The following is a 14999-nucleotide window of genomic DNA, read 5'->3' as shown; positions in this document are numbered from 1 at the left end:
AATCTACCCCCTTTTTATTTCTGGTAATACCAAAGGTCTTTCCATTCAATTTTCAAGTTGCCAAACCAGGTAATATCCTTCCGTGCCTCGTTTATATACCGAAGACTCTCATAAATTCTATTTGTGCCAGAATATCTTTGAAGATATTTATAAAATATCTCCGTAGCCGCATTAAAATCCCTATTCACATAATAAGCATTGCATAGCCCTAATAAATGTAATAGATTATTAGAATCCCTTTCAAAATGCCCCATTTCATTACATGCCTCGTTAATATCGTTACTATTGTTTCCTATTACTCCTCTTTTAAAATAGACCATGCCTAAGTAATACGATTCCTTTCCTTCCTTACACAGAGATAAAGCATCATCCAACTTTATCCCCAACCTCGCATAGGTATATCCTAATTCACTCATCACCGCAGGGTTATCTTTGTAATTATTCTCTACCTGATTCCATGTTGTCTCAGCCTCTTGTTTTGAACCTTTTAGATAATATGCCACGCCTAAATTTATCAATGCCTTAGCCTTTACCTCCCATCTATTAGAATTGATGAGTGGTTTTAGCGTGGTAATACTGTCATTTAGTCTGCCAGCCATAAGTTGAGTTATACCAAGTTGACAGGATAGTTCATCATTCTTCTGCGAGTCTATTGCCTGTTGATAATATTTAACTGCCGACATAAGATAGACCTGTGACCTTATCCATAATAAACCAGGGTCATAAAACTGTAAGGTAACACTACCACCGGTACATCTACCTATATAATCTTCTAAGTCAGGCTTATTGGAAATCTTTTTTATCAAATCTAACGCCTTATCTACATCTCCATTCTTAAGGTATATCCACACCAGCCCGCTTGTTCCTTTTTCTGTCTTCTGACAATATTTAGTCGCAGTAGTAGTATTTGTCCCTAGCTCTGCATACAGATTACCCATCTTGCTTAAAAATAGAGGATTATTCTTCTTTTGTGAACAGGCATCATTCCATAATTTCTTTGCCTCCGTAATCTTTCCTTGTTTATAATAGCAGGCACCCCATCTGATTTGTGCCTCAGGGTATTTATCAGATGATTTAGGAATTCGTTTAAAATCAGCTATTGCTGATAAGAAATTTCCCTGATAATAATAACATAGTCCGCGGTAGTACCAGATATGGTCTTTCCTTATTGGCTTTGCATCTACAGGAGGTTTTCCCTTCTCAATCAATAGTGCATTATAATGATTAATTTGTGTATTTACTGCGGTATTAAATAATTCTTTATAGAGTAGACCCCTTTGATAACTTTCTGGTGATTTTTGTCCATAAGTTATACCAGAGTAAAGACAAAGAATAATAATAGACCATAATAGCTTAATTTGCATATTTCTCTCCTTATCTTGGTAACTCTTCTGCTTTAAATTCTTTAATATATATCCTCTGTTCTTTCTGAGGATAAGGTGCCCAGGCAGAATATACTATCAGGATTTTTTGACCATCCTTATCACTTACATAAAGAGAATCAATATTACTTATCAACTGTTCTTCTGTTTTAACCATCTTTCTGCTATTAGCTGTGACATTTAGAACCTCTATCTGATTTTGCATTCTGTTGTAGAGATAGATTAGAGCTGATGTTCCATAAGGTATCCAGCAAGGACCATATATGTCACCGTGTCTTTCTGGTTTAAGAACATTATCTGCTACCTTTGTTCTTTCTTCTCCATTACTTTTCATCACCCATAAGTCATATATGTTTTTACCATTAGTCGAGTAGTAGGCAATCATTTTGCCATCTGGTGAAAAGGTAGGATTACTACATTCGTCGGTAGTAGTATTCGTGGTCAATCGGATTGGGTTCATCCCAGATGTAGATATATTTTGGATAAGATAGATATCTTTACCAGAAGCATAAACAATACTTTTCCCATCTGGAGACCATTTGGGACTTATTACTCCCTCAGGGCTAAAGGTAAGTCGTCTTATTATTGATAGGTCTAAATCTTCCCCTTCTTGTGGTAATTCAAAGGTGTAGATTTCTCTACCATTGCTATCTAAGTTAGATGTGAACACCACCTTTTTATTTCTTGAACAATCTCCATTTGTATTTACTATTGGACTCCAACCATTATCATCTATATTTGTGGATGTCCCTATTATACGACCATCTCTTGAATAAAATAATTTTTTTGTTCTGGAATGACGAAGATAGACAATACCCTCATTAGTAACCTTTTTTTCTATGGAAAGAAGAGATGAAATATGGTTATCTGTTGAAATTTCACCACTCTTCAGGTCATTTCCAGAAGTAAAGATAAATCTTACTTTTTCTTTGTCCTGTATCCAACTAATATCCTTAACCTCACCTTCATATAGAGAAGTAATTTCACCATCCTCATCTATATAACACAACTCTGGGCTTTCTGTTTTATCGTTAGGTATATTAGATATTCCTGCGATTTTTGCTATATCTTCATCTATATCAGACAGTTCTGAGTCTTCTACTCTATCCTCTTTTATATCAGACACCTCTGAGATTTTTGCTTTTCTTTCTCTCTTATATACCACCATCCTTCTATTATCTGGTACCCACCTCGGTGACTTGTCATCTCTGCTCCTATCATTATCAAGGAGAATAGATTTTATACTGTTTTCTGTTTCTTTTGGCGACCAGGGAGCTTCTCCGAGCCAATAGGCATTAATTGTCCCATTATTTTCACCCAGTCCTATCTTTGGGAAAAACAAAGAAATAAAAATTAAAGGAATAATTAATCTTTTAAATTTTTTTATAACCTCCAAGTTTATCACCATCCTTCAGGGAGTAATAAGGGGTATGTTGCCGATGATCTTGATATAACAATTTAGTTTATCCCCCTGTTTAGTAATAATATATTCAAACTTACCATCATCTATCGTCCATTCTTTATTAGGTTTTCTTACATTAAGTTGTGCGTTATTACTAAGTGGATAGTTACTTCTATTAAATGTCTCCCTGATATTCTTCGTCAGTATTCCTTGATTGAGTTCATTTTCTAATATTGTTACATTTATGGGGGGAGAAAGTGTTATTGTTTTTGTTCCTTCTATTATCTCTTGTAATTCAATTTCCAGGTCGAATACTCTTTTCTCAGGAGACAATGATGAAATATCTATTTTTTTAAATTTTTTCCAGTAGTTAGAATAATCAAAACTAAGGTTAAAGGTAACTGTGCCTACCCCATCTATACTAAGATTTTTAAAAATAAAATTCCCATTTCTCCCACTGGTGCAAAGATTATTGTTAACAGCTGTTTTATTTAAGCTCTCCTCGTGATAATCTGGTTTACAGGTTACCATAACTCCTGAGATTACATCTTTTGTTTTTTCATTTTTAATCATTCCTTTTATCACAATCCCATAACTGGTTTTAATTGGGGAGATTATCAGCTTGTTAGTAAATCCTTTTTTTATCTTAATTTCAGAACTGGTGATATCAAATTCCGAGGGATAACAAAACTCATCAGGTAAGATTACTTTCAATTGATAGTCATCTATCTTTTTAAGTATCTTTTTAACATCTGCCTCTAATGAAAAATTTCCATTGTTGCCTGTTGTTAATGACACTGGACTGTTTATAATTGATTCTTGTGTTGTTTTCTCTATAATATCTAATCTTCTTATGTCTAATCCTTCTATCCCCTTTAATGTGTAACAATTTATAATCTGTCCTGAAACACTTATTTTTTCTGGTTCACATCCCATTATTCCCAGCGATAAAGCAATAAAGAAAACACATAAAATTTGTTTCTTATACATAGGTCTATTTACCTCCAATTTTAATTACATTTGGAGTGCATTGACCGTGTCAATGCAAGCAGTGTCACGGACACTGCACTCCATAATTTCACCTCTATTCTTGTTCTAACTCCTTGTAGGCGTTTGTAATGTTAGTTCTTTCTTCACTACCATTAGGATAATCCTCAATATTGTTATGACATTCCTCAACTCTTAGCCGTGCTTCCATGTGGTCATTTGAATCTTTAGTTATTCTATATTTCATATAGTGTGCCATTGCTCCATAGTATCGAGCCTCTTTTTTTGCCTCTTGTGAATTCATAGGGAGTCCAACCTGAGAATCTATGGGTTTTCCCCACTCTCCAATTCTATTCCATGCTTCATCAAAACACTCAGGAGCCTTGTTATAATCTTTTAATTGATAATAAGCCAGACCCTTGTAATACCAGTAATAAACATTCCTTTCTATTTTGTTCTCTTTTTCTTTGTTCTCTTCTTCACTCTTACTTAATTTCTTTATTATTTCTCTATAGCTGTCCTCTGTATTCTTATTAAAAAGTGTGAATATATCGTTCCACGGAGATGGGATAACATCTGAGGGAACAGAAGAAGGAGTGGTTACTTCTTTTTCTTCTTTCTGACCCTGTGGTTGTTTTTCTTTTGGTTGACTTCCGTTGTCGGTACCTGATGGCTTCTCAAGGACAAGTTGAATCTCGCTTTCTTTAGCTACTGTCTTGCCTCCTTTAGGGTTCTGCCTTGTCACTACCCAATTAGGCTGTGCTTTAGGAGTTTTAACCTTAACATTAAAAAGACCATTAGCAGAGATAGTAGATTGTGCCTGTTGTAATGTCATACCAACAACCTGAGGCACTTTAGGCCATTTTGCGATAGTTAAAATTACTGTCCTTCCTGGGGGAACCTGTGTATCAGCCGCTGGATTCTGCTTAATTACCCTGCCTTTTGGTTCAGCGCTATATTCCTCTGTGATGCTCCATTGCAAACCTATTCTTTGGAGTATAGATGTAGCCTTCTCTACAGGTTCACCTACTAGCTTAGGTACTACCACCCTATTTATTATTGGAGGTATAGGTTCGGCACCCGATATAGGTGGATCAATAAATACAAAGACAGAGGTTAGACCATTTTCACAAATTCCTTCCGCCATTATAGTTGGAACATCGTCTATGGATTTAGATATCTTGATACCATTGTAAGAGTCTGTATTGATTCCCTTAGTACTATAAAAAGCAATAAGCGATCGCGTTCCAATTACTTCTAAAGAAGAATCCAATATAGATTTTAAATCAATCGAAGAATCATTAGGTTGTGAGAAAACTTTTCCGATTTTGACGGATTTTAAATACTTTTTTGTTTGATTCTGAATGTAAATAGGGTTATTCGGATCTCCAGCACACCCTCCCGTAATTGTCGTTTCAAGAGACATTTTGGTGGAGTTATCGTAACCTAAGCGATAAAGAGTGGGTCTGGGAATCAAGAAATTACCTTTATATTCGAACGGCAAGCAAATCTTAATTATATCCTCAGGCAGTGCATCAGTTTTATTCTTTCCGAGATTATCAGATACTACCAATGTTAAATTAAATTTTTTATTCTGTTTTTCTCCACAGCTACTTAAAATAATCAATATTCCCAAAAATAGAAACATTATTGTTGGGAAATCAGAAACCATCGAACATCTTTTGATTTTCATTTTGACTTCTTTCCTCCTTTTGAAGACAATTGATTGAAAAATCGAAGTAAGTGCTTAATTTATTCTACTATTTGGAGCTATCCTCCTTATTGCTCTCTTTTTTCTTTATATTTCCCTTTGCGGTTAATGGAAGAATTTTTATCTGATGTTCGACTCCCTCTATAGCAAGTGTTCGTTTTGGCTCACCTGCGTCTTGGCGAGCAATCATACTCCAAAGTTCTTCGTCTGTTAAAACACCCAATGTTTTTAATAAAAATTTGGCGTCACTTTCTATAATCTCATGGTGCCCGACTGTAACCGTCTTTAACTTGCCTGAAGTAAGTTCTGTTTCTATTGGATTGTTCTCATCAAACCCAAAGGCTTGACTCTTCGAGTTAAGATATTTATTATATTCACGCTTTATTTTCCCCTTGAAAATAAATGTAAATATTGCATACCCTGTACATGTTATGTGAAGTATCGCGCCTAGAAAGTAACACACCCCGATAAATAAGGCTGTTGCATCAGGAGTTGAACGTGCAGAAAGAAACCAACAAATTTTGAAGCCCGCCGAGAGAAGAATGAGCGAATAGAAAAATCGTTGCAGTGATTGAGTAGACCGCAGACTTCTTTCAGTTATCCTTTTCTCATCGTTTTCTTTATAAACTAATTCGTTTTTCATTTTGCAAATGCTTTTTTGAAATATATGAGCCACTATCGCAAGAGCTAAATCAACAAATATGGAGGCTAAAATTGCGGTTATTATAACACCCACCTTACTGCACCAATAAGTAGCTACTCCTTCTAACAGAAAAATCCCCAGAAAACCGATAAACTGGCATTCAAACTTACTGGTCTGAAAAAGACCAGGTAACTTCACACCCGCAAAGGAGTGTTCAGTCTTATGCGTATATAACCACCACTCCTTTGTTTCACCCGAGGGTTCAAACTTACAATTACAATTAAATCTAAATTGGCACATGACATTTCCTCCTTGTATAATTATGGTTGGATTGTATTGTTTGAGTGCCTTGACCCTGTCAATGCAAGCAGTGTCACGGACACTGCACTCCATAACTTAACTTCCTTCTGTCCATCTGGGGCAATTTTGCATTTAAGTCGGCCTTCCTGGTCATACACATATCTTTCTGAAATGAAACCGCCTGGATTATATGCATAGCCCATAAAGAATGCCAGAAGGAAAATAATACTGATGGTAACGATTCCGTTAGAAATGATTCCTCTCTTTTGAGAGGTAAATTTACTGGTATTTAGTCTAAGTAGTGAAAATTTTTCTGCGGTTAGTTCTTTAGTGATTTTTGTGGATTTAATTTTTGCGGGGGGGGGGGCTTTTCTATCTCTATGCCCTGCAGAGAGATAATGATATTTTCCCTTTATTTCTTCTACTGATAAAAAGTTATTTTTTGGAATGTCATAAGTTTTATTCATTTTTCCATAATCCCTTTTCATCTTATAGTCTATCTTAACAGAATTCAGAATTGATAAAGTATATCATTTATATCATTTTTCTATAATTTTGTCAAGACATTTTTTTGAGGGTCAGTTTTGAAGAGTAAATTTTCGTAACTATTTATCTATAGAAAATGTAACTATTTAGCCACAGATGGACACGGATGAAATACTGAAAATTCGTGACCTGAAAATAGTTTTTTCACGCAAAGGACGCAAAGGTAATTTTTTCCCTTATTTCCCTTTGCGTTCTTTGCGTTCTTTGCGTGAAACTTCCTTTCCCCTGAAAATCGGGACTCGGGACTCGGGGTTCGGGAAAGCTGGTAGCCGCAGGCTTCAGCCTGATTTCACCTGAACCATCAAACCCATTTTCATCTTCGTTTGTGCCTACTCCCTGTGGACATGAGCGTTTCTCCTGAAAATAGTTTTTTCACGCAAAGGTAATTTTTCCCCTTATTTTCCTTTGCGTGCTTGGCGTGAAACTTCTCCTGAAAATGTCCACAAGATTTTACCGCAGAGGACACAGATTTCTCCCTTTCTCTGTTTCCCCCTTTCTCCTCTGCCTTCTGCCCTCTGCCTTCTATCTTCTGACATCTGTATTTATCCGTACTAATCCGTGTTAATCAGTGGCTAAATAACTACTCCTTTTCGTGGCATTTTAGACATCTTTTTGCCTCATTGACTGCCATCTCGCGAGTAAATCCTAACTCTACTTCTTCAAATCCCCTTATTCTTTTTTCCTTTTCTAATACAGGCATCAGGTGTCTTCTTCTCAACATCGCCTCTTCATCTTCCTCTATGGGATGTCTGATGACTTCTTTACTTTCCTTACCATTATTGAGGTATTTATCAATGGCTATGGCGGCTCTATTGCCGGCCGCAATAGCCTCAATAACCGTATTCGCTCCAGTAGCCGCATCACCTCCAGCAAAAACACCTGCCAAACTGGTGGCTTGCGTTTCTTTATCCACCTTTATCGTTTGCCATTTACTCAATTCTACCCTATCCTGTAGAAAATCAACATTAACATCCTGCCCGATGGCTGAAATAACCATATCGACATCCACAACAAATTCTGAGTCTTTGATTGGTTCAGGAATCCTTCGACCACTTTTATCAAAAAAGTCGCTTAATTTCATTCTGAAACATTCAATACCTTTGACCTTACCATTTTCAGAGATAATGCGTTTTGGGGCAGTCAAAATCTCTATTTTAATCCCTTCCTCTTGCGCATCTTCAATTTCCTGTGGGATAGCAGGCATCTCTTCTCTTGAGCGACGGTAAAGAACAGTTACATCCCTGACTCCAAGTCTAATGGCAACCCTTGCCGCATCAATAGCCGCATTACCACCACCGATGACGGCTATTTTTTCACCTAATTCAACTGGATTACCAAGATTAACATCCCGTAAGAATTGCAGAGCAGGTATGACCTTATTTGTCTCTTCTCCTTCAATTCCCATTTTTTTACTGATATGTGCTCCTACACCTATAAAAATAGCGTTGTAATCCCTTAGCAGGTCAGAAAACTCCAGATCCTTACCAATTCTTGTTTCTGTCTTTATTTCTACACCTAATGCAGTAACATCAGCTATTTCTATCTTTAGAATTCTCTTTGGTAATCGGTAATCGGGAATACCAACCGCCAGCATACCACCAGGTGTTTCTAATGCCTCAAATATGGTTATCTGATAACCGCGTCTTGCCAGATAATAGGCACAGGTTAATCCTGCTGGTCCTGCTCCGATAATCGCCACTCTTTCTGTTCGATGAAATTCTAATTTTGGTCTATGTCTTCCCTTTTCCAATTCTATTTCGTGGTCAGCAACAAATCGTTTTAGGGCTCTAAGGGCTAATGCTTCATCAATCTCTATTCGTCTGCATTTAGTTTCACAGGGGTGATGACACACCCGACCACAAATCGAAGGGAAAGGATTACTTTCTTTAATCAGTTCCAATGCCTCTTCAAATCTTTCCTGGGCGATTAAAGCGACATAACTATGCACCTTGATGCCGGCAGGACAGGTATCTGTGCAAGGAGCGGTATAAAGTCCTTCACAAACATGGGCAGGACATCGCTTTTCTTTGATATGTATTTCATATTCATCCCGGAAATGTTCAATCGTAGAAAGCACTGGATTGGGAGCGGTTTGTCCCAAGCCACAAAGGGAAGAGTCCTTTATGATTTTAGCCATTTTTATCAAGGTATCTATATCTTCTTCTCTACCTTCTCCCCTGGTAATTCGAGTAACTATCTCCAGCATTCTTTTAGTGCCAATGCGACAAGGTGTGCATTTACCACAAGATTCACTTTGCACAAATTCTAAGAAGAATCGAGCAATCTCTACCATACAATTAGTTTCATCCATAACAATCATACCGCCAGAACCCATCATTGCCCCAGCGGCAACTAATGTATCGTAGTCAATGGGTAAATCCAATTCTTTAGAGGTTAGACAGCCACCAGAAGGACCACCCAGTTGCACTGCCTTAAATTTCCTGCCTCTGGGGATACCGCCGCCAATATCAAAAATCACTTCTCGTAAGATAGTTCCCATTGGCACTTCTACCAGGCCGGTGTTATTTATCTTGCCGGCTAAGGCAAATATCTTTGTGCCTTTAGATTTCTCAGTGCCGATTTGGGCATAATTTTCACCCCCGTTTAAAATGATATGTGGGATATTGGCAAATGTCTCGACATTGTTAATATTACTTGGCTTGCCCCAAAGTCCAGATTGAGCCGGGAATGGCGGTCTTGGTTTTGGCATACCGCGTTTGCCTTCAATCGAAGCCATTAAAGCCGTTTCTTCACCACAAACAAAAGCCCCAGCCCCTTCTTTAATCTTCAGATGAAAGCTAAAATCTGTGCCTAAAATATTATCACCTAATAATCCTAATTCTTTTGCCTGGTCGCAGGCAAGGCGGATATTCTTACTGGCTAAAGGATATTCTGCCCGGACATAAACATATCCTTCTGTTGAGCCAATGGCATAGGCAGCGATAAGCATTCCTTCTAAGACAAGATGTGGATTGCCTTCAAGGAGTGCTCGATCCATAAAAGCACCAGGGTCACCCTCATCCGCATTACAGATGAGATACTTCGGTTCACCTTCTGCTTTTCGGCAGAAACTCCATTTCAATCCAGTAGGGAAACCTCCCCCACCTCTACCACGCAAACCTGACTTCTTAACTTCCTCAATAACCTTATCAGGTGCCATAGAAGTAAGAATTTTACTTAAGGCAGAATAACCACTTCGTTCAATATAATGATTTATCTGAGTGGGATCAATTAAGCCACTATTACTTAAAAGTATCCTTTTCTGCTTTTTATAAAAAGGAATTTCTTGTTCATAAATAATCTTATGTCCTGTTAACGGGTCTTCATACAACAGTCGCTCGATAATCTCACCTTTTATAATCGTAGAAGAGACTATTTCAGATACATCTTCAATGGCAACCTTTTGATATGAAATCCGTTGTGGCAGGATAACAACAATCGGCCCTCTTTCACAAAAGCCAGGACAACCAGTTCTTATGACATCTACATTATTCAATCCTTGTTTCTTAATTTCTTCTTGAAAGGCACTAATAACCCCTTCTGCCCCAAAGGCAAGACATCCTGTGCCACCACAAATAGTAATACAAATTTTGTTAGGGTCTTTAGTTTTAATGATAGATTCTCGATATGCGTTTAATTCCGAAACTGATTTTAATTTGGTCATATTATTCTCCTGAAAATAGTTTTCACCGCAGAGACGCAGAGGAACAGAGAAGATATGGAAATAAATCAGATAACAGAAAAGATTAGGTAATATATAAGACAAAACCAAATTTGTTAATCAATCATGATATGTCGGTCCTCAAAAGCTTGCTCTGATGAAAATCAGGATCTTGCCCTGATGAAAATCAGGGATGGAATGAAGCGTCTGGTAAATAGTTTTTAATTTTTTCTCTGCGTCTCTGTGTCTCTGCGGTGAACGGTTACCTTCATTTTTATTGCGGCATAGCTAAAAGCAAAAAAATAGTTTTGCCACAATTTATCAGATGAAGAGAACTGATTGTCAAAATAGAAGTAATCTACCAATGCTTCATATAACCTCAATAACTCTTTTAACCTTTTTCTATTCTTAACATCAGCGATAGTCAATTCTAAAAGTTCTAATGCACGGTCAATTGCCTTCTGGCTATATTCAATATTTTTATCTCTCCAGGTAATTGCTCGTCCAACATCAGTTCCAATATTACCCATCTGTTCGAAGAAGGTCAATTCAAACCAGCGTCCTTGTGCTAATTGTTTATGTTGATACTTCATCTTTCCACCAGGTTATTAATGATTTTGTAACTATTCACCGCAGAGACGCGGAGACACAGAGAAAAAATTAAAATCTATTGGCTATACGCTTAATTCCATCTCTTATCATCATTTTTAGATAGGTTAAAAGTTGAGCTTCGTGAATCGGAAGTAGTTGCTCGACTGCTTTTTAACTTTTTCTTCAACTAAAAGATCTATCCGGTATCCACAATCTAATTTAAATCCTTTTTTCTCTGTTCCTCTGCGTCTCTGCGGTGAATAGTTACAAATTACCAAACATCTCCTGAGCCATATTATTTAGTTCAGCTATAGAAATCTTATTCCTGACAATTTTCATAAAAATATTTACCTGCTATCATTATATTGTTGAAGGATAGTAATTGCTTTTTTGGGATTCATTTTGCCAAAATAGTCTTTATTGACCATCATTACCGGTGATAGGGCGCAGGCACCCAGACAGGCAACTGTTTCAAAGGTGAACTTAAGGTCAGCAGATGTCTCTCCTTCTTTTAAACCCGTGATATGTTCAATTGTTGAAATAATCTTCTTTGCACCCTGGACATGGCAGGCAGTTCCTCGACAGGCTCGAATGGTATATTTTCCGTGTGGTTTTAAATAAAACTGGGCATAAAAGGTAACCACGCCATAAACCTTACTCAGCGGAAATTTTAACTCCTTACCAATTTGAATTAAGACATCCTTTGACAAATAGCCAAATGTATCCTGTGCTTCCTGCAAAACAGGGATTAATGCCCCGTCGGTATCTTTGTATTTTTTTAGTATTTCATTCAGTTTATCCACGAGTCCACCTACCTGCCATTGCCTTGACTACATCAGACATCGAAAGTATTCCACTTGGGAAATATTTACTTTCTCCACCCCTTTTTACTTCTTGTTGGATGATTAGTCGGTGAATATTTTTTTCACACATCAGGCTACAGGCATCTCTTAAGCTATCATCTCGACCAACGGTTATAGCCGGGGCAGTCATTATTTCACTAACCTTGATTTTATCCAAATCTTCATCACTGGCAATTCCTTTACTAACTACCTTTGCCATATCCGTTTCAGACAGAACACCAACTAATTCTCCATCAACAGAAGTAATCGCCAAACCACTGACATCGTTGTCGGCTAACATTTCCAACGCCTGTGTCACCGAGGCATCTTGTGGGATAGTAAAAATCCCCCGCGTCATAGCATCTTTTACCTTCAGGTTTTTCATTTTGTTTCCCTCCTTATATTTATACGGTTAATCCCTTCATATCTATCTACTTACTATTTTCATTTATCGTAACCGTTCACCGCAGAGACACAGAGACGCAGAGAAGAAAATTAAAATTTATTTACGATAGGCTTAACATCCCTGATTTTCATCAGTGCAAGCTCTTGAGTCCAACAACATTAAACTTGCCCTGATGAAAATCAGGGATGGATTAACAAATCTGGCTTGCCGGTTGAACATTCGGCAAGCAGGTCCTATGTATTTCAATGGCTACACCAATAATCTTTTCTGTTATCTGATTTCTTCTCTGTTCCTCTGCGTCTCTGCGGTAAATTACCACCTGAACGGTTACCATTTATCTTTATGGCAATCTGTCGGCGTAGTTCTTTATCTACTTTACTTATATCCCGTCGATTCAATAGTTTTACAATTCTATGGATTTTCACTTCTCAACTTTTCTTCCAGCCATCCATCATGCTACCTGCAATTCGATTCCTTTGGTCCTAATTTCATAAATCAATGGTACCCAGGTATCTTCTTGAAGTGCAGTTGGGGTTAAGGGAACAGCTTCTAATCGTGGGTCTATCCGACTGGCAAGACGAAACAGAAACATCTTTTCTTCAATTCTATCCTTGCCAAAATCCTCTGACACCACAGCGATATCTATATCACTATATTCTGTATGTTTGCCTGTTGCATAGGAACCATAAAGAAAGACCTTGTTAGTTCTGATGTTTTCCTTTGCAAGAGCATTAGTGAATCTCTTTATTGATTCTAAAATTGACTGCTCAACCATTTGTAGACCTCTTTTATCTCTTTCATTTTCTGATTAGTAAATTCCCCTGTGCATTTTTTGTAAAAGTCCATTTGATAGTCAGGGTATCGTCCTTCAAAATGAAACTCCATAAATTCACCCAGTCTCTCCAGGGTTTCTTCAGGAATATTTATTGTTAACTTATTAGCAAGTAACGGAAGAGAATGAATCCACGGTGCATGTTCTTTTTTATCTCTAACAAAGAGGCTTTTAAGTAACTTTTCCAGTGCTAAATGTCCCATAAAAAGGGCATAAGGGTATTTTTCTGCTTGCTACATAGCTTCAGCTACACCTAAATCGTATTCTGCTCCTTGTTTCCAATAATTGACAGTTTTCTCAACATTAAATTCCATTTTTCTTTCTCTTATTTACCTGCTGATTCTTTAATCAATTCCAGTGCGATTACCTGTCGTTGAATCTGATTAGTGCCTTCGTAGATTTGAGTAATTTTGGCATCTCGCATCATCTTCTCTACTGGATATTCCCGCATATAGCCATAACCACCAAATATCTGGACAACATCGGTGGTAACTTTCATCGCGACATCTGAGGCAAATAGTTTACTCATCGCCGATGCTTTGGTGATATTCTTTTCGCCAGCATCAACCATTTTAGCTACTGCATAAGTCAATGCCCTTGCCGCTTCTACTTGAGTAGCCATATCGGCTAACATAAATTGTATTCCTTGAAATGAGGATATTGGTTGACCGAATTGAACTCGTTCTTTGGCATATCGGACGGCTAAATCCAATGCCCCTTGTGCAATTCCTACTGCTTGTGCGGCTACGCCAGGTCTTGACCGGTCAAGGGTTCTCATAGCAACAATAAATCCTAATCCCTCTTTACCAAGCAAATTTTCTTTGGGCACCTTACAATCTTGAAAGATTAATTCAGTAGTAGCAGAAGACCTGATGCCCATTTTTTTCTCTTTTTTACCAAAACTAAATCCTGGTGTGCCTTTTTCGACAATAATTGCTGATGCCCCTCGAGCACCTTTGGTTTTGTCCGTCATCGCAATAACCACATAGGTTTCTGCCTCACCACCATTAGTAATCCATTGTTTTGTGCCGTTAAGGATATAGAAATCTCCATCAAGTGTAGCAGTAGTTTGTATGCTAGCGGCATCACTACCGGCATTAGCCTCAGTTAAACCAAAGGCGGCTAACTTTTTGCCAGCGGCTAAATCAGGTAGGTATTTTTTCTTTTGCTCATCTGTTCCAAATAACAAGATTGGGAAAGTGCCCAGGGCAGAGGCGGCATAAGTCGTGGCAACACCACCACATACCTTACTTAATTCTTCAACTATCAAACATAATTCAAAACAACCCGCACCAAGTCCGCCATAGTCCATCGGGATATACACCCCAAATAAATCCGACTGGGCTAAAACCTTCATTAAGTCGTGTGGAAATTCTTCTTTTTCGTCCAATTCAGCCGCGACGGGTTTAATCTTTTCTTGGGCGATTTGTCTGGCTAAATCTTTAATCATCTGTTGTTCTTCGGTTAAAAAATAATCCATTTAATCATCTCCTTTTTAAAGAAGTAGAGAGTAGAAAGTAAAAAGAGGGATTCTCTCTACTCTCTACTTCTTCTCCCCTAATCTGTTGCAACGGAACTTCCCCTCTATTTAAAGGCAAAAATTTAGCATAACCATTTGATTTTCAATAAGATATAGCGATATCTCTTTTTTCTGATTCCTATCTACAATTGCAAGGGGGATTTAATCCCTAATCCG

Annotated in this window: 14 protein-coding genes and 1 pseudogene; all 15 read right to left on the bottom strand. The window is 37.7% G+C overall.

What is annotated here, in order from left to right; translation table 11 throughout:
• Positions 1 to 14 precede the first annotated feature (14 nt).
• Positions 15 to 1364 (bottom strand): tetratricopeptide repeat protein, encoded by a 1350-nt coding sequence (locus AB1422_01405; protein MEW6618002.1) that lies wholly within the window; start codon positions 1362 to 1364, stop codon positions 15 to 17.
• A gap of 10 nt (positions 1365 to 1374) precedes the next feature.
• A complete protein-coding gene (locus AB1422_01400) occupies positions 1375 to 2778 on the bottom strand; it encodes a DPP IV N-terminal domain-containing protein (protein ID MEW6618001.1) in 1404 nt (467 codons plus the stop codon).
• Between the two features lie 15 nt (positions 2779 to 2793).
• Entirely contained in the window at positions 2794 to 3774 is a 981-nt protein-coding gene (locus tag AB1422_01395) for a hypothetical protein (GenBank protein MEW6618000.1), read from the bottom strand.
• 94 nt (positions 3775 to 3868) lie between these two features.
• Positions 3869 to 5464, bottom strand: a complete 1596-nt coding sequence (locus AB1422_01390) for a PASTA domain-containing protein (GenBank protein MEW6617999.1) — start codon at positions 5462 to 5464, stop codon at positions 3869 to 3871.
• A gap of 67 nt (positions 5465 to 5531) precedes the next feature.
• Entirely contained in the window at positions 5532 to 6218 is a 687-nt protein-coding gene (locus AB1422_01385; GenBank protein MEW6617998.1) for a hypothetical protein, read from the bottom strand.
• 227 nt (positions 6219 to 6445) lie between these two features.
• Positions 6446 to 6913 (bottom strand): hypothetical protein, encoded by a 468-nt coding sequence (locus AB1422_01380; GenBank protein ID MEW6617997.1) that lies wholly within the window; start codon positions 6911 to 6913, stop codon positions 6446 to 6448.
• Positions 6914 to 7551: 638 nt separating this feature from the next.
• On the bottom strand, positions 7552 to 10635 hold the full coding sequence (gene nuoF, locus AB1422_01375; GenBank protein ID MEW6617996.1) for an NADH-quinone oxidoreductase subunit NuoF: 3084 nt from the start codon (positions 10633 to 10635) through the stop codon (positions 7552 to 7554).
• A 218-nt stretch (positions 10636 to 10853) separates the two neighbouring features.
• Complete coding sequence (locus tag AB1422_01370) at positions 10854 to 11225, bottom strand: hypothetical protein (GenBank protein ID MEW6617995.1); 372 nt, start codon at positions 11223 to 11225, stop codon at positions 10854 to 10856.
• Positions 11226 to 11334: 109 nt separating this feature from the next.
• A pseudogene (locus AB1422_01365) lies at positions 11335 to 11453 on the bottom strand (GxxExxY protein).
• Positions 11454 to 11570: 117 nt separating this feature from the next.
• The gene (gene nuoE / locus AB1422_01360) at positions 11571 to 12026 is read right to left on the bottom strand and encodes an NADH-quinone oxidoreductase subunit NuoE (GenBank protein MEW6617994.1); all 456 of its coding nucleotides are present in this window, start codon (positions 12024 to 12026) and stop codon (positions 11571 to 11573) included.
• Complete coding sequence (locus AB1422_01355; GenBank protein ID MEW6617993.1) at positions 12019 to 12450, bottom strand: CBS domain-containing protein; 432 nt, start codon at positions 12448 to 12450, stop codon at positions 12019 to 12021. The genes nuoE and AB1422_01355 overlap by 8 nt, the downstream gene beginning before the upstream one ends.
• A 263-nt stretch (positions 12451 to 12713) precedes the next feature.
• On the bottom strand, positions 12714 to 12896 hold the full coding sequence (locus AB1422_01350) for a hypothetical protein (protein ID MEW6617992.1): 183 nt from the start codon (positions 12894 to 12896) through the stop codon (positions 12714 to 12716).
• A 26-nt stretch (positions 12897 to 12922) separates the two neighbouring features.
• Positions 12923 to 13246, bottom strand: a complete 324-nt coding sequence (locus AB1422_01345) for a nucleotidyltransferase domain-containing protein (protein ID MEW6617991.1) — start codon at positions 13244 to 13246, stop codon at positions 12923 to 12925.
• Entirely contained in the window at positions 13225 to 13506 is a 282-nt protein-coding gene (locus AB1422_01340; GenBank protein MEW6617990.1) for a HEPN domain-containing protein, read from the bottom strand. Before AB1422_01340 ends, AB1422_01345 begins: the two co-directional genes overlap by 22 nt.
• 122 nt (positions 13507 to 13628) lie before the next feature.
• Positions 13629 to 14783: an acyl-CoA dehydrogenase gene (locus AB1422_01335; GenBank protein ID MEW6617989.1), complete on the bottom strand. Its 1155-nt coding sequence runs from the start codon at positions 14781 to 14783 to the stop codon at positions 13629 to 13631.
• Between the last annotated feature and the right edge of the window lie 216 nt (positions 14784 to 14999).

Source organism: bacterium (genome assembly GCA_040757115.1).
Lineage (GTDB): Bacteria > UBA9089 > CG2-30-40-21 > CG2-30-40-21 > SBAY01 > JBFLXS01.
This window is presented reverse-complemented; position numbering and strand designations above follow the sequence as displayed.